The sequence below is a fragment of the Actinoplanes sp. NPDC000266 genome, assembly GCF_042899005.1.
Lineage (GTDB): Bacteria > Actinomycetota > Actinomycetes > Mycobacteriales > Micromonosporaceae > Actinoplanes.
This window is the reverse complement of the sequence record NZ_JBIAZI010000012.1, coordinates 345,094-365,291: the sequence shown is the minus strand read 5'-3', so window position 1 is coordinate 365,291 and position 20,198 is coordinate 345,094. Positions and strand designations below refer to the sequence as shown.

General features: G+C 71.7%; 17 protein-coding genes. 10 read left to right on the top strand and 7 right to left on the bottom strand.

Going from position 1 to position 20,198, the window contains the following annotated elements:
• The first annotated feature begins 11 nt into the window (after positions 1-11).
• The 4 genes from ACFY36_RS41055 to ACFY36_RS41040 all read left to right on the top strand — a co-directional run bounded on the left by ACFY36_RS41055 (position 12) and on the right by ACFY36_RS41040 (position 4,658).
• Positions 12-833: a class I SAM-dependent methyltransferase gene (locus tag ACFY36_RS41055; protein ID WP_499751321.1), complete on the top strand. Its 822-nt coding sequence runs from the start codon at positions 12-14 to the stop codon at positions 831-833.
• 107 nt (positions 834-940) lie between these two features.
• Positions 941-1,348, top strand: a complete 408-nt coding sequence (locus tag ACFY36_RS41050) for an ATP-binding protein (protein WP_499751320.1) — start codon at positions 941-943, stop codon at positions 1,346-1,348.
• An 18-nt stretch (positions 1,349-1,366) separates the two neighbouring features.
• Positions 1,367-2,554 carry a PP2C family protein-serine/threonine phosphatase gene (locus tag ACFY36_RS41045; RefSeq protein WP_499751337.1) on the top strand — a complete coding sequence of 396 codons (1,188 nt, stop codon included), beginning with the start codon at positions 1,367-1,369 and terminating at the stop codon, positions 2,552-2,554.
• 37 nt (positions 2,555-2,591) lie between these two features.
• A complete protein-coding gene (locus ACFY36_RS41040) occupies positions 2,592-4,658 on the top strand; it encodes a sensor histidine kinase (protein WP_499751319.1) in 2,067 nt (688 codons plus the stop codon).
• Here the strand turns inward: ACFY36_RS41040 and ACFY36_RS41035 are convergent.
• From ACFY36_RS41035 to ACFY36_RS41025, 3 genes are read right to left on the bottom strand one after another with little or no spacing between them, the layout of a single operon-like run.
• Positions 4,595-5,485 (bottom strand): methyl-accepting chemotaxis protein, encoded by an 891-nt coding sequence (locus ACFY36_RS41035; protein WP_499751318.1) that lies wholly within the window; start codon positions 5,483-5,485, stop codon positions 4,595-4,597. The genes ACFY36_RS41040 and ACFY36_RS41035 overlap by 64 nt on opposite strands.
• Positions 5,482-6,024 carry a PAS domain-containing protein gene (locus ACFY36_RS41030; RefSeq protein ID WP_499751317.1) on the bottom strand — a complete coding sequence of 181 codons (543 nt, stop codon included), beginning with the start codon at positions 6,022-6,024 and terminating at the stop codon, positions 5,482-5,484. The genes ACFY36_RS41035 and ACFY36_RS41030 overlap by 4 nt, the downstream gene beginning before the upstream one ends.
• A 56-nt stretch (positions 6,025-6,080) precedes the next feature.
• Entirely contained in the window at positions 6,081-6,908 is an 828-nt protein-coding gene (locus ACFY36_RS41025) for an oxidoreductase (RefSeq protein ID WP_499751316.1), read from the bottom strand.
• Positions 6,909-7,009: 101 nt separating this feature from the next.
• Between ACFY36_RS41025 and ACFY36_RS41020 the strand changes: the two genes are divergently transcribed.
• Positions 7,010-7,867 carry a helix-turn-helix transcriptional regulator gene (locus ACFY36_RS41020; RefSeq protein ID WP_499751315.1) on the top strand — a complete coding sequence of 286 codons (858 nt, stop codon included), beginning with the start codon at positions 7,010-7,012 and terminating at the stop codon, positions 7,865-7,867.
• Between the two features lie 1,228 nt (positions 7,868-9,095).
• On the opposite strand, the gene lexA is transcribed toward ACFY36_RS41020, so the two are convergent.
• From lexA to ACFY36_RS41005, 3 genes are read right to left on the bottom strand one after another with little or no spacing between them, the layout of a single operon-like run.
• Positions 9,096-9,737: a transcriptional repressor LexA gene (lexA, locus tag ACFY36_RS41015; RefSeq protein WP_499751314.1), complete on the bottom strand. Its 642-nt coding sequence runs from the start codon at positions 9,735-9,737 to the stop codon at positions 9,096-9,098.
• Complete coding sequence (yidC, locus tag ACFY36_RS41010; RefSeq protein WP_499751313.1) at positions 9,724-10,482, bottom strand: membrane protein insertase YidC; 759 nt, start codon at positions 10,480-10,482, stop codon at positions 9,724-9,726. The genes lexA and yidC overlap by 14 nt, the downstream gene beginning before the upstream one ends.
• 28 nt (positions 10,483-10,510) lie before the next feature.
• Positions 10,511-10,774, bottom strand: a complete 264-nt coding sequence (locus ACFY36_RS41005) for a DUF6412 domain-containing protein (protein ID WP_499751312.1) — start codon at positions 10,772-10,774, stop codon at positions 10,511-10,513.
• Between the two features lie 104 nt (positions 10,775-10,878).
• Here ACFY36_RS41005 and ACFY36_RS41000 point away from each other — a divergent pair, with 104 nt between their 5' ends.
• The 5 genes from ACFY36_RS41000 (at position 10,879) to ACFY36_RS40980 (ending at position 16,976) form a co-directional block, all read left to right on the top strand.
• Positions 10,879-13,602 (top strand): helix-turn-helix transcriptional regulator, encoded by a 2,724-nt coding sequence (locus tag ACFY36_RS41000; RefSeq protein WP_499751311.1) that lies wholly within the window; start codon positions 10,879-10,881, stop codon positions 13,600-13,602.
• Between the two features lie 80 nt (positions 13,603-13,682).
• Complete coding sequence (locus ACFY36_RS40995) at positions 13,683-13,835, top strand: hypothetical protein (RefSeq protein ID WP_499751310.1); 153 nt, start codon at positions 13,683-13,685, stop codon at positions 13,833-13,835.
• 184 nt (positions 13,836-14,019) lie between these two features.
• Entirely contained in the window at positions 14,020-15,141 is a 1,122-nt protein-coding gene (locus tag ACFY36_RS40990; protein ID WP_499751309.1) for a 5-methyltetrahydropteroyltriglutamate--homocysteine S-methyltransferase, read from the top strand.
• A 63-nt stretch (positions 15,142-15,204) separates the two neighbouring features.
• The gene (locus ACFY36_RS40985; RefSeq protein WP_499751308.1) at positions 15,205-16,170 is read left to right on the top strand and encodes an ATP-binding cassette domain-containing protein; all 966 of its coding nucleotides are present in this window, start codon (positions 15,205-15,207) and stop codon (positions 16,168-16,170) included.
• A complete protein-coding gene (locus ACFY36_RS40980) occupies positions 16,167-16,976 on the top strand; it encodes an ABC transporter permease (RefSeq protein WP_499751307.1) in 810 nt (269 codons plus the stop codon). The genes ACFY36_RS40985 and ACFY36_RS40980 overlap by 4 nt, the downstream gene beginning before the upstream one ends.
• Here ACFY36_RS40980 and ACFY36_RS40975 read toward each other — a convergent pair whose 3' ends face one another.
• Complete coding sequence (locus tag ACFY36_RS40975; protein ID WP_499751306.1) at positions 16,977-20,156, bottom strand: AfsR/SARP family transcriptional regulator; 3,180 nt, start codon at positions 20,154-20,156, stop codon at positions 16,977-16,979.
• Positions 20,157-20,198: the final 42 nt, after the last annotated feature.

Below are 20,198 nucleotides of genomic sequence, written 5' to 3'. Positions count from 1 at the left end.
AAGGCAAGGGTATGACGACAGTGGATCAGGCGGCCAGATGGAACGGCCGGAGCGGGCGAGGCTGGGCCGACTCCCAGGAGGTGCTCGAGGAGCTGTTCCGGCCCTTCGAGAAGGTGCTGGTGGAGGGCCTGCCGCTCGGGTCGGTGCTCGACGTCGGCTGCGGCACGGGCGCGACGACGGCCGCGATCGCGCGCACGCCCGGCCGCCGGGCGGTCGGCGTCGACATCGCGGCGCCGATGATCGCGGCCGCTCGCGAGCGGGAGACCGGCGGGCTCTCCTTCATCGAGGCCGACGCGCAGGTGTACGCCTTCGAGCCGGCCTCGTTCGACGCTGTCGTCTCCCGCTTCGGCGTGATGTTCTTCCCCGACCCGGTGCGCGCTTTCGCCAATCTCCGGCGGGCCTGCAAGCCGCTTGCGGTGGTACGTCTCGTCGTGTGGCGCGCCATCGAGGACAACCCGTTCATGACGACGGCCGAGCGGGCGGCCGGGCCGCTCCTGCCCGAGCTGCCGCCCCGACGGCCGGACGGGCCGGGCCAGTTCGGCTTGGCCGACCCGGGGCTGGTGCGGAGCGTCCTGTCCGGGAGCGGCTGGTCCGACGTCGCGCTGGAGCCGCTGGACGTCGAGCTGACCATGCCGGAGAGCGAGCTGACCGGCTATCTCACCCGGCTCGGCCCGGTCGGCCAGGTCCTGCCGGACGTGCCCGAGCCGCGGCGCTCGCGGATCGTCGAGACGGTCCGCGCCGCCTTCGACCCGTTCATCAGCGGAACCGACGTCCGGTTCACCGCCGCCTGCTGGCTGATCACGGCGCGGAACACGGTCACCGGAACCACCTGAACGACCACCCGGACGGGTGATGTGACGGCCGTGACCAGGGTGGTGATGATCGAAATGCTTTGCCGTACGTCTCCAGGGGCACTAAAGGGCGCATGAAAGGGTGGCGGATGGCGTCGCCGGTCACCGCCGACGAGGTCGGCCGGTGGACGGTCGATGAGCCGGTGGAGTTGCGGATGTTGCGGGCCGAGCTGCGGAAGGTGGACGACGTGCCGCCGGACGACATGCTGCTGGTCGTCGCGACCGAGCTGGCGTCGAACGCGCTGCGGCACGCCCGATCGCAAGCCGTCGTCGCCCTGCTGCGCGACCGGGACACTGTGATCATCGACGTGGCCGACCGTGATCCGGCCGGACGCCCCTCGGTCGACGTCCGCCGTCCGAAGAGGTCAGGCGGGCTCGGGTTGCGACTCGCCGAGCGGCTGGCGCTCGACGTCGGCTGGTACCCGGCGGCGGGCGGCAAACACGTGTGGGCCAGGTTCGCACTTCCCTCCTCCCGTCCACGGGGTCCCTCCAACTAGGGTGGCCACGTGGGGGCGATGCGTGACGACGAGCGGCTGCGCCGCCTGGAATCGGTCACCGACGCCGCCCTGTCCCGGCTCGACGTCTCCGATCTGCTCGACGAGCTCCTCGAGCGGGTGCGCGACCTGCTCGACGCCGACACCGCCGCCATCATGCTGCTCGACTCGCACGCCCAGCAGCTCGTGGCCACCGCCGCCAAGGGCCTCGAGCAGGAGATCCGCCAGGGCATCCGGGTGCCGGTCGGGCAGGGCTTCTCGGGCCGGGTCGCGCAGGCCCGCCGCCCCGTGGTGCTGCACGACGTGACCGCCGACGACGTGGTCAGCCCGGTGCTCATCGAGAAGGGCATCCGCTCACTGCTCGGCGTGCCGGTGCTGGCCGCCGGCGAGATCATCGGCGTGCTGCACGTCGGCACCTGCACGCCGCGGCACTTCACCGACGACGACATCCGCCTGCTCGAGGTGGCCGCCGACCGGGCCGGCGCGGCCGGGCAGATCCGGGCCCGCAAGCTCGACCAGACCGCGGCCCTCGCCCTTCAGCGCAGCCTGCTGCCGCCGCTGCTGCCCGAGCTGCCCGACCTGTCGTTCGCGGCCCGCTACGTGCCCGGGCACGAGTTCGGCCTCGGCGGCGACTGGTACGACGTGTTCCGCCTCCCCTCGGGCCCGCTGGGGCTGGTCATCGGCGACGTCTCCGGCCACGGGCTCGCCTCGGCGGTGGTGATGGGGCGCGTGCGGAGCGCGCTGAGGGCGTACACCCTCATAAGTGACGATCCGGCCGAGGTCCTCACCCTGCTGGACCGAAAGGTCCGGCATTTCGAGGCCGGCAGCCTCACCACGGCGCTGTACGCGACGATCTCGCCCGACCACAGCTCGGTCCAGCTTTCGTCGGCCGGTCACCTGCGTCCGGTGCTGGCCCTGCCGAACGGTGAGAAGGGCCTGGTCGAGATGCCGATCGACGCCCCGCTGGGCGTCGGCGGCGGCCGCTCCCGGCGGACCACGAGCATCGACCTGCCGCCCGGCGCGGTGATGCTGTGCTACACCGACGGGCTGATCGAGCGCCGCGACCGGGTCATCGACATCGGCATCGACGCCCTCATCGAGGTGGTGCGCCCGGCGGCGCCCGAGACGGTGTGCTCCGAGGTGATGACCAGCATCGGCCTCGACCAGCCGACCGACGACATCGCGGTGCTGGCGGTCCACCGCCGATAGCCGCTCAGCAGATCGCGGAAACGGCCGATGATTCAGCGTGAGGCTCGCGCGCAGGATCAGGCCCGCGCTGGTCCCGCTGTTGATCTGGCTGGTGCTGGTCGCAGTGGGCACCGCGGTGCTGTTCTGGCAGCAGTACGACAGCCGCCAGTCGCTGGCGCAGCGCTTCAACCTGCGCGTCGGCCTGATCGGCGACTTCGTCACCAGCTACACCGCCGACCTGATCGACCGGGAGCGGGTGCAGGCGCGCGCCTCGCTCTCCGACGCCACCGTCGCCGAACGTGACTTCTCCCGCGCGGTCGCCGGCTTCGGCTATCCGGCCGCCGTCCTGCTCGACGCCAAAGGACGGGCGTTGCAGGTGGTGCCGCACGACTCGAGCATCATCGGCAAGGACCTGGCCTCGCGGTACACCCATCTGTGGACCGCGCTGAACGAGGGCCGGGCCGCTGTGTCGCCGGTCGTGCCGTCGGCCGTCCGCGGCCTGCCGGTGGTCGCGTTCGCCGTTCCCTTCCAGACCAGTGCGGGACGGCGCGTCTTCTCGGGCGCGGTGGAGATCCGCGACAGCCCGCTGTCGACCTATCTGTCCACCGCGCTCACCTACGGCGGCGCCCAGGTGCAGCTGGTCGACGGCAACGGCAGCATCGTCGCCGCCAACGGGACGCTCGACGGGGAGGTGCCCACGCTGGCCGGCCAGAACGAGCCGCTGGCGGCGGCGCTGCGGCAGCACAGCAAGGGCCGCTACCAGACCGGCGGCCACTGGTGGCGCTACTCGTCCACCCCGATCGAGGGCACGCCGTGGCGGCTGTCGGCCGCGGTCCGCGAGGACGTGCTGTTCGCGACGCTGGCCGACAACGAGATCGCCGGCCGGGCCGCGCTGGGCGGAGCGGCCGTGGTCGGCCTGCTGGTCGTGGCCGCGGCCGGCCGGGCCCGGCACAGCCGCCAGGACCTGCGGCTCAGCGAGGACCGGTTCCGCCAGGTCTTCGACGGGTCCCGGATCGGCATGACGCTGACCGACACCGAGGGCCGCTACGTGCGGGTCAACCCGGCCGCGGCCGAGCTCTTCGGCCGGGCCGAGGCCGACCTGATAGGCCGGCGCAGCGACGACATCACCCATCCGGACGACGTGGGCCGGGCCGCCGAATCCGTCCGTGACTGCCTGTCCGGCCGTATCGACGGCTTCGACCTGGAGAAACGGTACGTCCACGCGGACGGCCGGATCATCGACGCGTCGGTCACCAGCGCCCTGCTGCGCGACAGCGAGGGCCACCCGCAGTACTTCGCCATGCAGATCATCGACACCACCGAGCGCCGCGCCCTGGAACGCTCCCGGCTGGCCGACCGGGCCGAGCTGGCCGACCGCGCCGAGCAGCTCCAGCAGGTCAACGCCCATCTGGGCGACGTCATGGCGATGCTGAGCCACGACGTCCGCCAGCCCCTCACCCGCATCATCGGCCTCGGCGAGCTGCTCCTGGACGACTGGGGAGAGTCGACGACAGAGGCCAAGCTTCATGACGTACGCCGGATGACCGCGGCCGGGCACAGCGCCAGTGAGCTGGTCACCGACATCCTGACCCTGGCCCAGCTCGACGCGGGGGCCCTGGTGGCCCGGCCGGTACGAGTCGATCTGTCGCACCTGGTCCGCGCGGCCCTCGCCGCCGAGCAGGTCACCGTGGTGGCGCCCGACGAGATCTACGGCTTCGCCGACCCCAAGCACCTCCAGCTCATCCTGGGCAACCTGATCGCCAACGCCACCAAGTACGGCGAACCGCCGGTCACGGTGACCGTGGCCAACCGGCGCGACCACGTCGAGATCAAGGTGGCCGACGAGGGCGAGGGCGTACCCGAGGCGTTCGTCGAGCACCTGTTCGACCGTTTCGCCCGCGCCGAGAGCGGCGTCGCCACCCGGACCAGCGGAACCGGGCTCGGCCTCTACCTCGTACGCCAGCTGGCCCAGGCGGGCGGCCTCGACGTCAGCTACCGGCCGAACCAGCCGCGCGGCGCCGCCTTCCTGATCACGGTCCCGCACGCGTACGAGGCCCCGGCCTACGACCCCCGGGCCGAGGAGACGAAGCGCGTGACCTCGCCGCGCAGGACCTCGGCCAACTGAGAAAGCCCCGACAGGCCCGACTCGTGCCCGCCGTCGATGGCCTGGGCGATGCCGTCGACCAGGCCGCTCATCTCCCGGATGCTCGCCGTCACGGCCTCCAGCACGCGCACCGCGTCGCTGGCGGCCTGCTGCACGGTGGTGACCTGTCCGAGGATCTCCTCGCTGGACGAGCTGGTCTCCGTGGCCAGGCTCTTGACCTCGTTGGCGACGACGCTGAAGCCGCGGCCCATCTCGCCGGCCCGGGCCGCCTCGATCGTGGCGTTGAGCGCGAGAAGCCGGGTCTGCGCGGCCACATTGTTGATGAGGTCGACCGCCCGGCGGATCTCGTCGGAGGCCGTGCGCAGCGACCCGACGGTGACCAGTCCGCGCTCGGCGTCGGACACGGCCTCGCGGGCGAAGTCGGCCAGCCCGTTGGCCGAGGCGCCCATCTCGGTGGCGGCGGTGGCGACCTGCTCGGAGACGGTGAGCACGGCCGACTCGAGCTCGTCGGCGAGGGCCACCCGCGACTGGGCGGCCGCGCCGAGCTGCGCGGCCGACACGCTCATCTGGTCGGAGGACTGCGCGATCTGCGCGGCCGCTTTGCGGAACGAGCCGGACATGCCACGGGTGAGGAACCGCCGGTGGAAACGCCCTTCGGCGGCGGCCTCGAGGGCGGCGCCGGACTCGCGGACGAAGGCGTCGGTGACATCGAGAAGCCCGTTGAGCTTGAGCCGGGTCTCGCGGGCGACATCGGAGCCGTCGACCTTGGCGAGCCGGGCCTCCAGGTCACCGCCCTTGGCCCGGTCGCACACCGCGCCGATCATCCGCAGCACCTCGTCGCCGGTCACCGTCCGCCACCGTTCGTGAGCTCCCAGACGTACTCGTCGTAGGTCTGCCCGCGCCCGGCCAAAGTGTCCTGGAGAAGTTGCCAGCCGGCTTCGAGCGCGGCCGGGGAGCTGGAGTGCCGCTGCTCCTCGGCCCGCAGACGACGGTAGAGCTCGGCGATGGCGGTGACGGCGGCTTTGTCGGGCGTACGCCGGCTGGAGTGATAGCCGATGATCCGGTCGCCGGCGTCGTAGGAGGGGGTGACGTGCGCGAAAACCCAGTAATGGGCCCCGTCGGCGGCGAGGTTGACGACGTACGCGAAAAGCTCCTGCCTGTTCTTGAGGGTGTCCCAGAGCAGCTTGAAGACAGCCCGGGGCATGTCCGGATGCCGAATGATGTTGTGCGGCTGCCCGACCGCGTCATCCTCGTCCAGCGCCGAGATCCGGAGAAACACGTCATTGGCGTAGGTGAGAACACCCCGCGAGTCGGTCTTGGTCACGATGATCTCGTCCTCGCGAAAGGTCCGCTCGATCCCCGTGGGAGCGACATGTGTTGCCCTCATGCCACTATCGTGACAAATGCATCGCCCCTGAAGTGCCGTTTCGGCGCTTCTGGCCGTCATGCGAAGTCGGTGGACAACGTCAGCTCCTCCCAGCGCGACAGGTCGTCGTCGACGGCCGCGCGGCCGGCCCGCACCACGCGGAGCGCGTCCGAACCGAGCACCAGGTGCCGTGGCGGCCGGGGTTCACGAATGACCCGCAGAACGGCGGCGGCCGCACGCGCGGGGTCGCCGAGCTGGTTGCCGCTGGCCCGCCGGCGGCCGGCACGGATCGGGTCGAACACCTCGTCGTAGTCGGCGATGGTCCGCGGCGCCCGGACCATCGAGCGACCGGCCCATTCGGTACGGAACGATCCCGGCTCCACCGCGGTGACGTGGATGCCGAAGCCGGCGATCTCCGGGCCGAGCGATTCCAGGAGGCCCTCGAGCGCGTACTTGCTGGCGCAGTAGGCCGATACGCCGGGGAAACCGGCCAGACCGCCCATCGAGGAAACGGCCAGGATGTGACCGCGGCGGCGTTCGCGCATGAAGGGCAGGACGGCCTGGATGGTGGCCGCCGCGCCGAAGACGTTGACGTCGAACTGGGCGCGCAGCGCGGACAGTGGGGTCTCCTCGAAGGTGCCCTCCAGCCCGTAACCGGCGTTGGCGATCAGCACGTCGACCGGGCCGATCTCCTTCTCCACGCCGGCCACCACGGCGAGGACCGCGTCGTCGTCGGTGACATCGAGCAGCCGGGCATGCGCGCGCTCAGGATGCAGCCGGGTGAACGCGGCCGCGTCCGCCTCGCCGCGGACGGTGCCGGCGACGGTGTGCCCGGCGTACAGAGCGGCGACGGCGAAGGCGCGGCCGAGCCCACCGCTCACCCCGGTGATCAGGAGGTTTGTCATGCCGTCCAGCGTTACGGGCGGGCGGGCGGACCACCAGGACGGTCTCTTCCTGGGCATGCCGTACCCCGGCACGGCGCCGGACTCCGGCCTAACCTCGAACGATGACCGGCAACGACCTCGGAGAGTTCCTTCGCGCTCACCGTTCCCGCCTGCGGCCCGGCGACGTGGGACTGCCGTCCGCCGGGCAGCGGCGGGTGGCCGGGCTGCGCCGTGAAGAGGTCGCCGTGCTGGCCGGCATGAACGCCGACTACTACGCCCGGCTCGAACAGGGCCGCGAGCGCGGGCCTTCACCGCAGATCCTCGAGGCCATCAGCGGCGCCCTGCGGCTGGGCGATCCGGCCCGCGATCACCTGTTCCGGCTGGCCGGCGCGCTGCCGGAGACCAGCGGGACGACGCTGGAGACGGTGAGCGAACCACTGCGGCACCTGCTCGACGGGCACACCGGCGCACCGGCTTTCGTCCTGAACCCGGCCAAGGACTTCCTGGCGGTCAACGCCCTGGCCGAGGCGCTGTTCGCGCCGTTCGAGGTGGTGGACAACCTGGCCCGGATGACGTTCCTCGACCCCGCCGCGCGGAGCTTCTTCCGCCACTGGGACAGCTTCGCCGAGGCGATAGTGGCCGGCCTGCGCCATGCCGGCGGCCTGTCCCCGGACCATCCACGCCTGCCGGAGGTGGTGCGTTCGCTGAACGAGGGCAGCGAGTCCTTCGCCGCCCTGTGGTCCTCACACACGGTCTACGGAAAGACCCAGAGCCCGACGGAACTCGCCCATCCCGACGTCGGGCCCCTCTCCCTGGTCTCGTTGTCGTTCGACGTCCGAGCGGCGCCGGGCCAGTTGCTGGTCGTCTATCAGCCCGAGCCGGGCAGTTCCAGCGCCCGGGCCCTCACCCGCCTCGGCCCGCGGGCCGAGCGCCCGGACAGTGCCGTGCGGCGCAGGGAGGAGACGACCTTGCCGGGATGACCTGACTGGCGGGGTGAGTCCCACGGCCCGCGCGTGTCCGGTCCCACAGCCTCGCGCGTGTCCGGTCCCGCAGCCCCGCGCACGTCCGGTCCCACAGCCCGCGCGGCTGGGTCACATGGCCGTGCGTCCGGGCCCACAGCCCGCGCGCCCGGTCCCGTGCCTTTCCCGTGGCTGGTCCGGCGCCCCGCCCGCGTGGCCGGTGCCGCAGCGCGCGCGTCCGGTCCCTTACCCTTCTCGCGTTGCCGGTGCCGCAGCCCACCCGGGTTACCGGTCCCGCATCCCGCGCGCAGCGGGTCCCGTGGCCTTCAAGCGCGTCCGGTTCCGCGCGGGCCGCCCGGGTGGTCGGCGCGGAGAAGCGTCGTGGCGTCAGGTGCGGGCGTTCGCCACCCAAGGAATGGTCGTCCCGATGGGCGGGAATGCGAATTTCCGGCCGCCTCCTCGAAAGTCTGAGATTGGCATGATCCTTTCTTTGATCTCGATCTTCGGGGTGCGGGATAATGGTTCATGGCGCAGCTGGGGTTCTTTTCGAGGTCGGTTATTGCTTCTATGCGGGATTGGTCGGGGGTGCCGAGTCATTCGCCGGAGATGGTGGAGTTCCGGCGTGGTCAGGATGAGCGGCGGCAATGGGGTCTCAAGCGGCGCCATGCGTTGAAGTTGTGTCGCCTGCATGGTTGTTCGCGGTTGTGTGGGGAGTTGGGTCTGCATGATCCGACCGAGCGGATACCGCCGTTGATCTGGGACGACGATGTCACGTGTGTGCGGCGGCCGGATCCGTGCGGGCCCGTTGACCAGGCGATTCCCGCTCGTCCGCCGGAAGCCGCGTCCGCCGATCGTGAGGTCGAGCCGGCCGAGTTGACGGCTGAGGCCGAGCCGGTCGAGCGGGCGGAGCTCAGGGCTGAAGCCGAGGCGGCGGGACGGGCGGGGCTGAAGAATGCGGCCGAGGCGGTGGAACGGGCGGGGCTGAAAGTTGACGCCAAGCCAGTGGAGCGGGCGGAGCTCAGGGCTGAAGCCGAGGCGGCGGGATGGGCGGGGCTGAAGAATGAGGCCGAGGCGGTGGAACGGGCGGAGTTGACGGCTGGGGCGGAGAAATTGTCGCTTGTTCGCGCTTTTCGGAATCGAATGGTCTTGCGTGTTGGGGCGCCACGTGCATCCGTCGAATTGCGGAAGCGCCATATGAAGGGTGCTTCATCGAATGGCGCCGTATTCGTTATGGGTGGCGTTCCGGAGACTACGTGCGGCGCAGGACTGAGACGACCTTGCCCAGGATTACTGCCTGGTCGCCGTTGATGTTGTCGTAGGCCGGGTTCCGGGGCTCCAGGATCACGTGGCCGGCTCGGCGGCGGTAGACCTTCACCGTGGCCTCGTCGTCGATCATGGCGGCTACGATGTCGCCGTTGTAGGCCTCGTGCTGTTGTTTGACGATTACCAGGTCGCCGTCGCAGATGGCGGCGTCGATCATTGAGTCGCCTCGGACCCGTAGGCCGAAGAGGGTGCCTCGGCCTACCAGGTCGCGGGGGAGCGGCAGCACCTCGTCGGAGTTCTGCTCGGCCAGGATGGGCGTGCCGGCGGCGATGTCGCCCAGCACGGGCACGCCCACCGTGGTCGTCTCGGTTCGCTGATGTGGCACCGGCTGCAGGAACATGCGGACGTCCACCGGGCGGGTCGAGCGGCCCCGGCGCAGGAAGCCGTACTCCTCCAGGACGCGCAAGTGCCGGCTCACCGTGGACGTCGAGGCCAGGCCGAGCTGGTCGGCGATCTCGCGTGTCGAAGGGGAGTAGCCGTGGCGCAGCGCCCACTTCTGGATCACGGAGAGGATCTGGCGTTGCCGCTCGTTCAACGTCGACGTGTCGGGAACCTCATCCGGTAGCACCCTGTGATCTTGCCTTATCGCCGTCGGCGCCGTGCGGCGGCGCGCCGGGCAGCGGGTGACGGCGTGTGATCCACGCCTGCTGGGCCAGGCCGAACAGGTTCTGCGTCACCCAGTAGACGATCACGCCGATCGGGAAGATCACGCCTGAGATCAGCAGGGAGGCCGGGATGCCGTACAGCATCAAACGCTGAATCAGCCCGTCGCCCTGAATCGACCGGCGGGTGGACAGGTAGGTCGTGACGATCATGATGGCGATCAGGGTCGCCGCGACCAGTTGCACGGTCAGGGCGGGCGCCCCCAAATGATGGCCGAAGGTGGCGGCGATGGGCGCACCGAGCAGCTCGGCGTGCGCGGCACTGTCGAACTGGGTCTGCGTCCAGCCGTACAAAGTGGCAGTTGTTGACCCTGGTCTGATGTGCCGCAGAACGTGGAGCAGGCCGATGAAGACCGGGATCTGGATCAGCAGGGGCAGGAAACCGGCGAACGGGCTGACCTTCTCGGATCGGTAGAGGGCGACCACGGCCTCGGGGTCGTCCTTCAGTTCGCGGATGCGTGGCTGCAGGGCTTGGAGGGCGCGCTGCGATTTCACCTGCCGGACGGCGAGGGGCAGCAGGAGCACGCGGATGGTCAGGACCAGGAAGACGACGCCCAGGACCCAGGACCAGTCGGGGCTGGACAGCACACTCTCCCAGAGAGCGTGCCAGAACAAGAGCACGGCGGAGATCGCCGAATAGATGGCAGACATGAAACGACTCCTCGAGGAGGGAAAAGCATTACCGGGCGGGGGCGAGCCGCCGGGTAGGTCCTCGAGGACGGGTACGACCCGGAGCGTCAGGGTCGCGATGGCGGGGCAGAATGCGCGCCGCGCGCTGCCGCAGCACCCCAGGAGTGACCTGCGGAGCGCTGGTGGGGGAGCGGTGGGTGGCGGCGGCGACGGCCGCGAGCACGGCCACCAGCAGGGCGCCGACGACCAGACCGGCCGGGCTGACATCGGTCAGCGCGCCGATCAGGTGCCACAGGGCCACCGACCAGATCACGCCGACAACCGTAGCTCCCCGCGGCAAGGCCTACCGGTTAACCGGTAGTGGGGAGTCGTGCTGGCCGCGATGTGCGGATCGGCCGCTTTGCCGAGGATGTTGACATGATGCTGGTCAACACGGCCGGTCGCGAGCTGCGCGGCCGACAGCGGGAACAGCACGAGCTCGACCGGGTGCTGCGGGCGGTGCGGGATGGGCAGAGCCGGGCCCTGGTGCTGCGGGGCGAGGCGGGCACGGGCAAGACCGCGCTGCTGGGATATCTGAGCTCCGAAGCCGGGCGCGACGACGACGTGCGGGTGCTGCGGACCGCGGGTGTCGAGTCGGAGTCGGAGATCGCCTACTCGGCGCTGCAACGGTTGTGCGCGCCGCTGATCGGCGAGCTCGACCGGCTTCCGGCGCCGCAACGGGCCGCGCTGAGCGTGGCCTTCGGGCTGAGCGTGGGGGAGACGCCGGAGCTGCTGGTCCTCGGCATGGCCACGCTGGGGCTGCTGAGCGCGCCCGGCCGGCCGGTGGTGTGCCTGGTCGACGACGTGCAATGGCTCGACCGGCTGTCCGGGCTGATCCTGGCCTTCGTGGCCCGCCGGCTGAAGGCGGAGTCGGTGGCGCTGGTCTTCGCCGCCCGTGACCCGGCCCCCGAGCCGATCCTCACCGACCTGCCGGAGATCAAGGTCGACGGTCTGCCCGAGGCCGAGGCGGGCGCGCTGCTCGACTCGGTGCTGACCGGCCCGGTGGACGCCCGCGTGCGCGACCGGATCCTGGCCGAGACCCGCGGCAACCCGCTGGCTCTGCTGGAACTGACCCGCGGCCTGTCCGCGGCCGAGCTGGCCTTCGGCTTCGGCGGCTGTGCCCCGGCGCCGCTGGAGGGGCGGGTCGAGTCGGGCTTCCGCCGCCGGGTCGCAGCCCTGCCCGGGCCGGCCCGGATGGCCCTGATCACGGCGGCGGTGGAGCCGGTGGGCGACGTGCTGCTGCTGGGCCGGGCCCTGCAACGGCTGGGCCTCTCCCTGGAGGCGGCGGCCCCGGCCGAGATCGACGGCCTCGTCGAGATCGGGACGGCCGTACGTTTCTCGCATCCTCTGGTGCGCTCGGCCGCCTGGCGGTCGGCCGGCGTGGCCGAGCTGCGCGAGGTGCACAGTGCGCTGGCCGAGGCCACCGACGGCGACCGTGACCCGGACCGCCGGGCCTGGCACCGGGCCCACGCCACGGTCGGCCCCGACCCGGAAGTGGCGCTGGAGCTGGAGAAGTCGGCCGGCCGGGCCCTGGCCCGGGGCGGCCGGTCGGCGGCGGCGGCGTTCCTGGAACGGGCGGCCGAACTGACCCGCGACCAGAAGCGCCGGGGCGCGCTGCTGGTGTCGGCGGCCGGCACGCGGGCCCACGCGGGTTCGTACGCCCAGGTGCCCGACCTGCTGGCGGCGGCCGAGATCGGCCCGCTGAGCGACCTCGACCGGGCCCGCGTCGAACGTCTCCGGGCCCACGTGGCGTTCGCGGTCACCCACGGCCGCGAGCCGGGCCCGGCGCTGCTGGCGGCGGCGGTCCGGTTGCGCGACCTCGACCCGGTCGCCGCCCGCGACACCTTTCTGTCGGCGATCGGCGCGGCCCTCTACGCGGGCCGGCTCGGCGGCGACGACCTGCGCCGGGCCGCACTCGCGGCCCGCGACGCCGTCGTGGGGGACGACTTCCGCGACCTGCTGCTGGCCGGGCTGACCACGTGGGTCCTCGACGGGCGCGACCGGGCGCTGCCGCTCCTGGCGCAGGCGCTCGACGCCATGACCGACCCGGAGGACCTGAGCCTGATCTGGCTGGCCTCCCCGGTCGCGCACGAGCTGCACCGGATGGACGACGCCTACCGGATGAGCGAGCGCGCCGTCGCCTTCGCCCGCGACACCGGTGCTCTCTCGCTCCTGCCGACCGCGCTGGCACTTCAAGCCCGGAGCTTGCTGTACGCGGGTAGCTTCGCACCCGCCACTCGCCTCCTCGAGGAGCTCGACGCGGCGGTCCGCCTCACCGGGGGCGCGGTGACACAGCCGACCCACCTGATCCTGGCCGCCTACCGGGGACGGGAACGCCCGGCTCTCGACCTGATCGAGGAACAACTCCGCGACGCCGCCACCTGGAACGACGGCCGCCGCCACACGATGGCCACGCACGCCAAGGCGGTCCTCTACAACGGACTGGGCAACCACAAGGCGGCCCTGGCCGCCGCCCAGGAGAGCGCCGCCCACGCCGACCTGGGCCTGCACCAGTGGCCGCTGCTGGAACTGGTCGAGGCGGCCGTGCACATCGGCGACCAGCCGGCCGCCGTCGCGGCGTGCGCGTCCCTGCGCGAGCGGACCGCGACCGTGGACACCGCGTGGTCGCGCGGCATGCGGGCCCTGGCCGACGGCATGGCCGGCGCCGACGAGCAGAGTTTCCGGGTGGCCATCGAAGAACTGTCAGCCCCGTCGACGGCATTGGAGGCCCACCGGGCCCGCCTGCTGTTCGGCGAGTGGTTGCGCCGCGCGGGCCGCCGCGCCGAGGCCCGCCTCCACCTGCGTACGGCCTATGAGGCCTTCACCGAGATGGGCGCCGAGGGCTTCGCCGAAAGGGCCTGCCGGGAACTGGCCGCGTGCGGCGGGACCACGATAGTACGGACGGTGGCCGACCCCCGTACCACCGAAAAGCTCACTCCGCAGGAGTCGGCCATCGCCGCGCTGGCCGTGCGGGGCCGCACAAACGTGGAGATCGCCGGCTCGATGTTCCTGAGCCCGCGCACCGTCGAGTGGCACTTACGAAAGATCTACGCCAAGCTCGGCATCGCCTCGAGGAGGGAACTGACGTCCGCCTTGAGCTGAGACTCCCGCAGCCGCCGTGCCGGATTGCGGGACGAGGTGTGCGGGTATGTAACGGGCTCGCGATTCGAGGAGGCACCACGATGGCGACTCTCGCCCAACGCGTCCGTTCGTTCCTGGGCAGCCCGCAGGGTCGGCGGCTGGTCGATCAGGGGCGCCGCCAGATGGCCAAGCCCGAGAACCAGCGCCGGCTGCGAGGGCTGTTCGATCGACTTCAGAACCGGCGTCGCTACTGATCCGGTCGAGTGAGGTGACGTCACGAAGCGGCCGCGCCGTGAGTTTGATGCCGGTGGATCACGGCGCGGCTGCCCCGACGCAGGATGCGGTCGAGGGCTGAGGGAGACGGCCAGACATCGCCAGGGGTCGATCGAGGGGTTAGGTTGGCTGCGACGGGTAGCCGCGCCGAGAGGGGACCTGACGATGACACTTCGGGACACGCCGCCGTTTCGGGCCGATCATGTCGGCAGTCTGCTGCGGCCCCGGCGACTGCTGGAAGCCCGGGAACGGCGTGCGGTCGGTGACATCGACGCCGATGCTCTGAAGGCTGTCGAGGACGACGCGATCCGTGATGTCGTACGGATGCAGCGTGACGTCGGCCTGCGCACCGCCACCGACGGTGAGTTCCGGCGGGTCTCCTGGCACATGGATTTCATCTATCGGCTCGGCGGGGTCCGGCCCACCGACGAGAAGATCCAGGTGCATTTCCGGAACGCCGAGGGCGAGCTCGACTTCGAGTCAGCCGCTCTGGCCATCGACGCTCCCGTGCGGCTGAACGACACCATCTTCGGCGACGATTTCTCGTTTCTGAAGTCGGTTGTCGAGGACGGGCAGACGGCCAAGCTCACCATTCCCTCGCCCAGCATGGTGCATTACCGGGGCGGGCGGGCCGCCATCGATCCCGCTGTCTATCCGGACGAGGAGCTCTTCTGGGCCGACCTCTCCGCCGCGTACAAGGAGCAGGTGAAACGGGTCGCCGAGCTCGGATGCCGTTATCTGCAATTGGACGACACCAGCTTCGCGTACCTCAATGACCCTGAGCAGCGCAAGCTGCTCACCCAGCGTGGCGACGACGCCGAGCATCAGCACCTTCGGTACATCCGGCAGATCAACGCCGCGCTCGACGGCCGGCCCGCGGGCCTGGCCGTCACCACCCACATGTGCCGCGGCAACTTCCGGTCGTCCTGGGCGGCCGAGGGTGGCTACGACTTCGTCGCCGAGGCCCTGTTCAGCGAGCTCGCGGTCGACGGCTTCTTCCTGGAGTACGACGACGAGCGGTCCGGGACGTTCGCGCCGCTGCGGTTCGTGCCGCCGGGCAAGATGGTCGTGCTGGGCCTGGTCACCACCAAGCGCGGCGAGCTGGAGTCGAAGGACGCTCTGAAGCGCCGCATCGACGAGGCCGCCCGATATGTGCCGCTGGACCAGCTGTGCCTGTCCCCGCAGTGTGGCTTCTCCTCCACGGTCGAGGGCAATGCCCTGACGTACGAGGAGGAAGTGGCCAAGCTCAGGCTGATCGCCGAGACCGCTGACGAGGTATGGGGGTAGGCATCAGGCCCGTGTCAGCGTCATGTGCGCGCGGTGTCAGCGGCCCGCGCGAGAGTCGGCGCCATGAGCGATTTCGTGGTGCGTGCGGAAGGCCTCCGCAAGCGATTCGGTAAGACACAGGCGCTCGACGGGGTGGACCTGGCGATGCGCCGCGGCACCGTGCTCGGCGTCCTCGGACCCAACGGCGCGGGCAAGACCACGGCCGTACGGGTCCTGGCCACCCTGTTGCGCCCGGATTCCGGCCATGCGGAGGTGGCCGGCATCGACGTGCTGCGCGAGCCGCAGCGGGTCCGCCGGCGCATCGGGCTGACCGGCCAGTACGCCAGCGTCGACGAGGACCTGACCGGCACGCAGAACCTGGTGCTGATCGGCCAGCTGCTCGACCTGCCGACCGCCGAGGCCAAGCGCCGGGCGGCCGAGCTGCTCGAATGGTTCGACCTGGCCGAGGCCGCGGGCCGGATGGCCAAGACGTACTCCGGTGGCATGCGGCGCCGCCTCGACCTCGCGGCCAGCCTGGTCGGCCACCCCGAGGTGATCTTCCTGGACGAGCCGACCACCGGCCTCGACCCGGCCAAGCGCGAGGACATGTGGGGCGTCGTCCGCAACCAGGTCACGCAGGGCGCCAGCGTGCTGCTGACCACGCAGTACCTGGAGGAGGCGGACGCCCTCGCCGACGAGATCGTGGTCATCAACAAGGGCCACGTGATCGCGCACGACACCCCGGACGGTCTCAAGCGGCTCGTCGGCGGCCTGACCCTGCGGGTGCGCCCGGCCGACCCGTCGCGGGTCCCGGATGTGCTGCGCCTGCTCGACAAGGTGGCCGCGCCGGGCTCGACCGCCGGCGCCGACTCCTCCGCCGGGGCCCGCCCGGGCGCGGTCAGCGTGCCCGTCGCCGACGACTCGGCGCTGCTCGACGTGGTGCCCGCGCTGCGCGAGGCCGGCATCGAGCTCAACGACTTCGGTCTGCATCTGCCCAGCCTCGACGAGGTGTTCCACAACCTGACGACCAAGAAAGAAGAGCTGGTATGACCACCTTGACCCTGGGCACCGTCAGCGACTCGCCGCGCGGGGGCTCGCTCGCCGCGCTCGCCCGCCACAGCGTCGCGCTCGCGCGCCGAAGTTTGATCAAGACGATCCGTACCCCCGAAGCCCTCATCGACGTGACCTTGCAGCCGGTCATCTTCCTGCTGCTGTTCGTCTATCTGTTCGGCGGGGCCATCGCCGGCGACCGGCACGACTACCTTCAGTTGCTGCTGCCCGGCCTGCTCGCGCAGTCCCTGGCGATGGGCGGCATCGCACTCGGGCAGAACCTCAACGCCGACATCGAGAAGGGCGTCTTCGACCGGTTCCGGTCGCTGCCGGTGGCCCGTTCGGCGCCGCTGGTCGGCGCGGTCGCGGCCGACGTCGTCCGCTATCTGACGGTCTGCGTGGTCATGCTGGGCTTCGGCATGATCATCGGCTTCCGGGTGGAGACCGGTTTCCTCCCGGCCCTCGCCGCGGTGGCGCTGTCGGTCGGGTTCGGGCTGTGCTTCTGCTGGATCTCGGTCTGGGTCGGCATGCTCGTCCGCACGCCCGGCGCCGTACAGGGACTGATGTTCCTGATCGTCTTCCCGTTGTCCTTCGGCAGCAACGTCTTCGTCCCCACGGACACGCTGCCCGGCTGGCTCCAGTCATTCGTGCAGGTCAACCCGATTACGCCGCTGGTCTCGACCATCCGCGGGCTGCTGCTCGGCGGCCCGGTCGCCTCGCACCTGTGGGCGACGCTGGCCTGGATGGCCGGCCTGCTCGTGGTCTTCGTCCCCCTCGCGCTGCGCGCCTACTCGCGCCGCGCCTGATCAAGGCTTGGGGAGCCCCGCCCGGCTGAGCCGGGCGGGGTCGACCTGGGTCAGGGCCGTCTTTCCGTCCAGGTTCCACCCTTGGCCGTACGCCTCGGCGAAGGCGTCCGGGCCGAGCGCCTGACGGGCCCGGTCGCTCAGCTCGCGGATCTGCGGATCGGTGTGGTCGTGGGCACCGCGCAGCCGGGCCGCCGCGCCCAGCATCACGGCCATGTCGGCCGCCCGCCCGTACGCTCCGGCCAGGGCGGCCGCGCCCACGGCGACCAGCGACATCAACGGCATGTCCTGCGACTCCAGCGCCGCCTCGTAGGCCCGGGCCAGGGCCACCGCGGCGCCGGCCGGGTCGCCCAGTTCGAGGCAGAGCCACCCGCGCACCGAGCTGACGATGGCCCGGCCGTGGTCGCCGCCGTACGTGTACCGCTCGCCCATCTCCTTCTCGGCGTGTTCGAGCAGCGCCCGCGCCCGGTCGAGGTCGCCCAGCCGCACCCACAGGCCGGCCTCGAGCGCGTTGACCAGGATGAGGAACTCCTGCGAGACCGCGCGCCGGGCCCGCTCCCGGGTGTCCTCGATCATCGAGATGGCCAGCTCGTTCTGGCCGAGCCGCATGTTCAGGTCGATCCAGCGCAGATCGATGAAGATCTCGTCGGTGAGGCTGAGCGAGCCGAACTCGCGGGCCACCGCGCGGGCCTGCCGCAGGTCGGACAGGGCGCCCTGCAGGTCGCCGTCGTACTGCCGGACCATCGCCCGGGTCGGCAGGACCGTGGCCAGCCCCCAGCGGTCGCCGATCCGGCCGAACGCCTCCAGGGCCACCGTCACGTCCTGGCGTACCTGGTCGAGGTTGCCCTCGTTCTCGGCGAACTGGGCCCGGAAGACGCGGGCCAGGGCGGCGACCCATTCGTCGGGCCCGGCGATGAGCTGGGAGAGCATCACGGTCGCGGCCTCGGTCTCCCGTAGCCAGAACAGCGTGACCGCGGTCAGCGGGCCGGTCAGGCCGGGCAGCTCCGGATAGGCCACCAGGCGGTCGGCCAGCTGCCGCAGCTCGCCGCGGCGGTTCTCCAGGATGTCGCCGAAGATCTCGTTCTGCGCGCTGGCCCGGTTGAGCAGCAGGATGGCCTCGGCCGTGTCGCGTTCCAGGCTGGGCCCGCCGGCGGGCAGGGCCAGCGCCTCGCCGAGCCAGTAGACGGCGTCCGTGTGCCGGCCGAACATCTGCCAATACCAGGTCAGGGCCAGCGCGAAGGCGACCGCGCCGTCCGCGTCGCCGGTGTCGCAGAGGTGGCGCAGGGCGGTCAGCGCGTTGTCGTACTCGGCCCGGATCTCCCGCATGGCCTCGAGCTGGTCCGGGCCGCGCAGCCGCGGGTCGTTGCGGGCCACGAGCCCTCTCAGGTAACGCGCCGCGCGGTCACGCGCGTCACCCAGGGTGCCCTGCTCGATCCCGTACTCACGCAGGGTCTCCAGCATGCGGTAGCGGCCGGCTTCCGGCGCCAGTTGCAGGATCGACTTGTCGACGAGGGCGGCGAGCAGGTCGGTGATCTCGGCCGGGGGCACCGCCGTGCCGGCGCAGATCGCGGTGGCCGAGGCGGGGGTTACGCCGCCGGGCAGGATCGAGACCCGTTCGGCGACCGTACGCTCGTGACCGCTCAGCAGGTCCCAACTCCACGCGATGACCGCGCGCAGGGTGCGATGCCGCGGCATCGCCGTCCGGCTCCCGGTGGTCAGCAGCCGGAACCGGTCGGACAACCCGGCCGCCAGCTCGGCCAGCGACATCGTGCGCAGCCGGGCCGCCGCCAGCTCCAGCGCCAGCGGCATACCGTCGAGCCGGCGCACCACCTCCAGGATCCCGGTCAGAGTTTCCAGGTCGACGTCAAAGCCCGGCCGTACGGCGGAAGCCCGCTCCGTGAACAGCCGGACCGCCGCCGCCCGGCGCGCCTCCTCGACCCCCGCGTCCGGATCGGGCAGCGCCAACGGCCCGAGCGGCGCCAGCGCCTCACCGTCGATGGCCAGGGCCTCGCGGCTGGTGGCCAGCACCCGCAGACCGGCCGCCCGCGGCAACAGCGAAGCCATCACCTGGGCCACCGCGTCGATCAGATGCTCACAGTTGTCGACGACGAGCAGGCTCTCCCGCCCGTTGAGCTGATCGGCGAGCACGTCCAGCTCGTCGCCGTCGGTGCGCAGCCGCGCGTCGAACAGCGCCGACCCGCGAAGCCCGATGGAGGCGAGCAGGGCCGCGCCGACCTTCGACGGCTCGGTCACCGACGACAGATCGACCAGCCAGGCCCCGTCCCGATATTCGTGGCGCCGGCGCCGGGCCGCCTCGATGGCCAGCCGCGTCTTGCCGGCCCCACCGGGCCCGACGACGGTGACGAGCCGCCCGGTGGTCAGCAACGTGTCGACCCGGGCCAGGTCGTCGTCGCGCCCGACGAAGCTGGTCAGCGGCGCCGGCAGGTTACCGGCCTCGGCCCGCGCCTCCGGCTGGTGGCGCAGCAGCCGCAGGTGCTCCTCCCGCAGGGCGGCGCCGGGATCGGCCCCGAGCCGTTCGGCCAGTTCTTCCCGGATCCGCTCGTAGACGGCGAGCCCCTCGGCGGGCCGCCCCTGCGCCGCGAGCGCCTCCATGAGCAGCGCGGCCGCCCGCTCGTCGACCGGATCGTCGGCCAGCAGCCTCGTCAGCCGCGCCGCCGCCGCTGGGAGCTGCCCCGTGCGCAGCTCGGCCTGGGCCAGCCCCGCGACCGCCTCCCGCGCGAGCTGCTCCAGCCGGATCGCCGCGGCCGGCGCCACCGGCGTGATCACGGCCGGGTCACCCCAGAGCTCGACGGCCGCGCCGAGCACGCTCAGAGCGGTCTCGGGATCAGCGGCCCGCCCCTCGGTGGCCAGCCGCTCGAAGCGCAGAGCGTCGACATCGTCATCGGTCACCGCGAGCCGATAACCACCCTGCGCCTGAGCCACCGAGTCGGCCCCACCGAGCAGCCGCCGGAGCCGCGACACCAGCGACTGCAGGGCGTTGGCCGGATCGCCCGGCGGCTCCTCGGCCCAGAGCGCCTCGACCAGCACGTCGGGCGCCACCGGCCGCCCACCGGCCAGCGCGAGCCGCACGAGAAGCCCGCGAAGACGCGCACCGGGAACGGGCACAGCGGCGCCGCCAACGGCCACCTCGAAGTCGCCGAGCAGCGTCACGCGCAGATCCACGCCTCCGATCCTCTCGCGCGGCCGCTCGCTCCCTCAAACCGC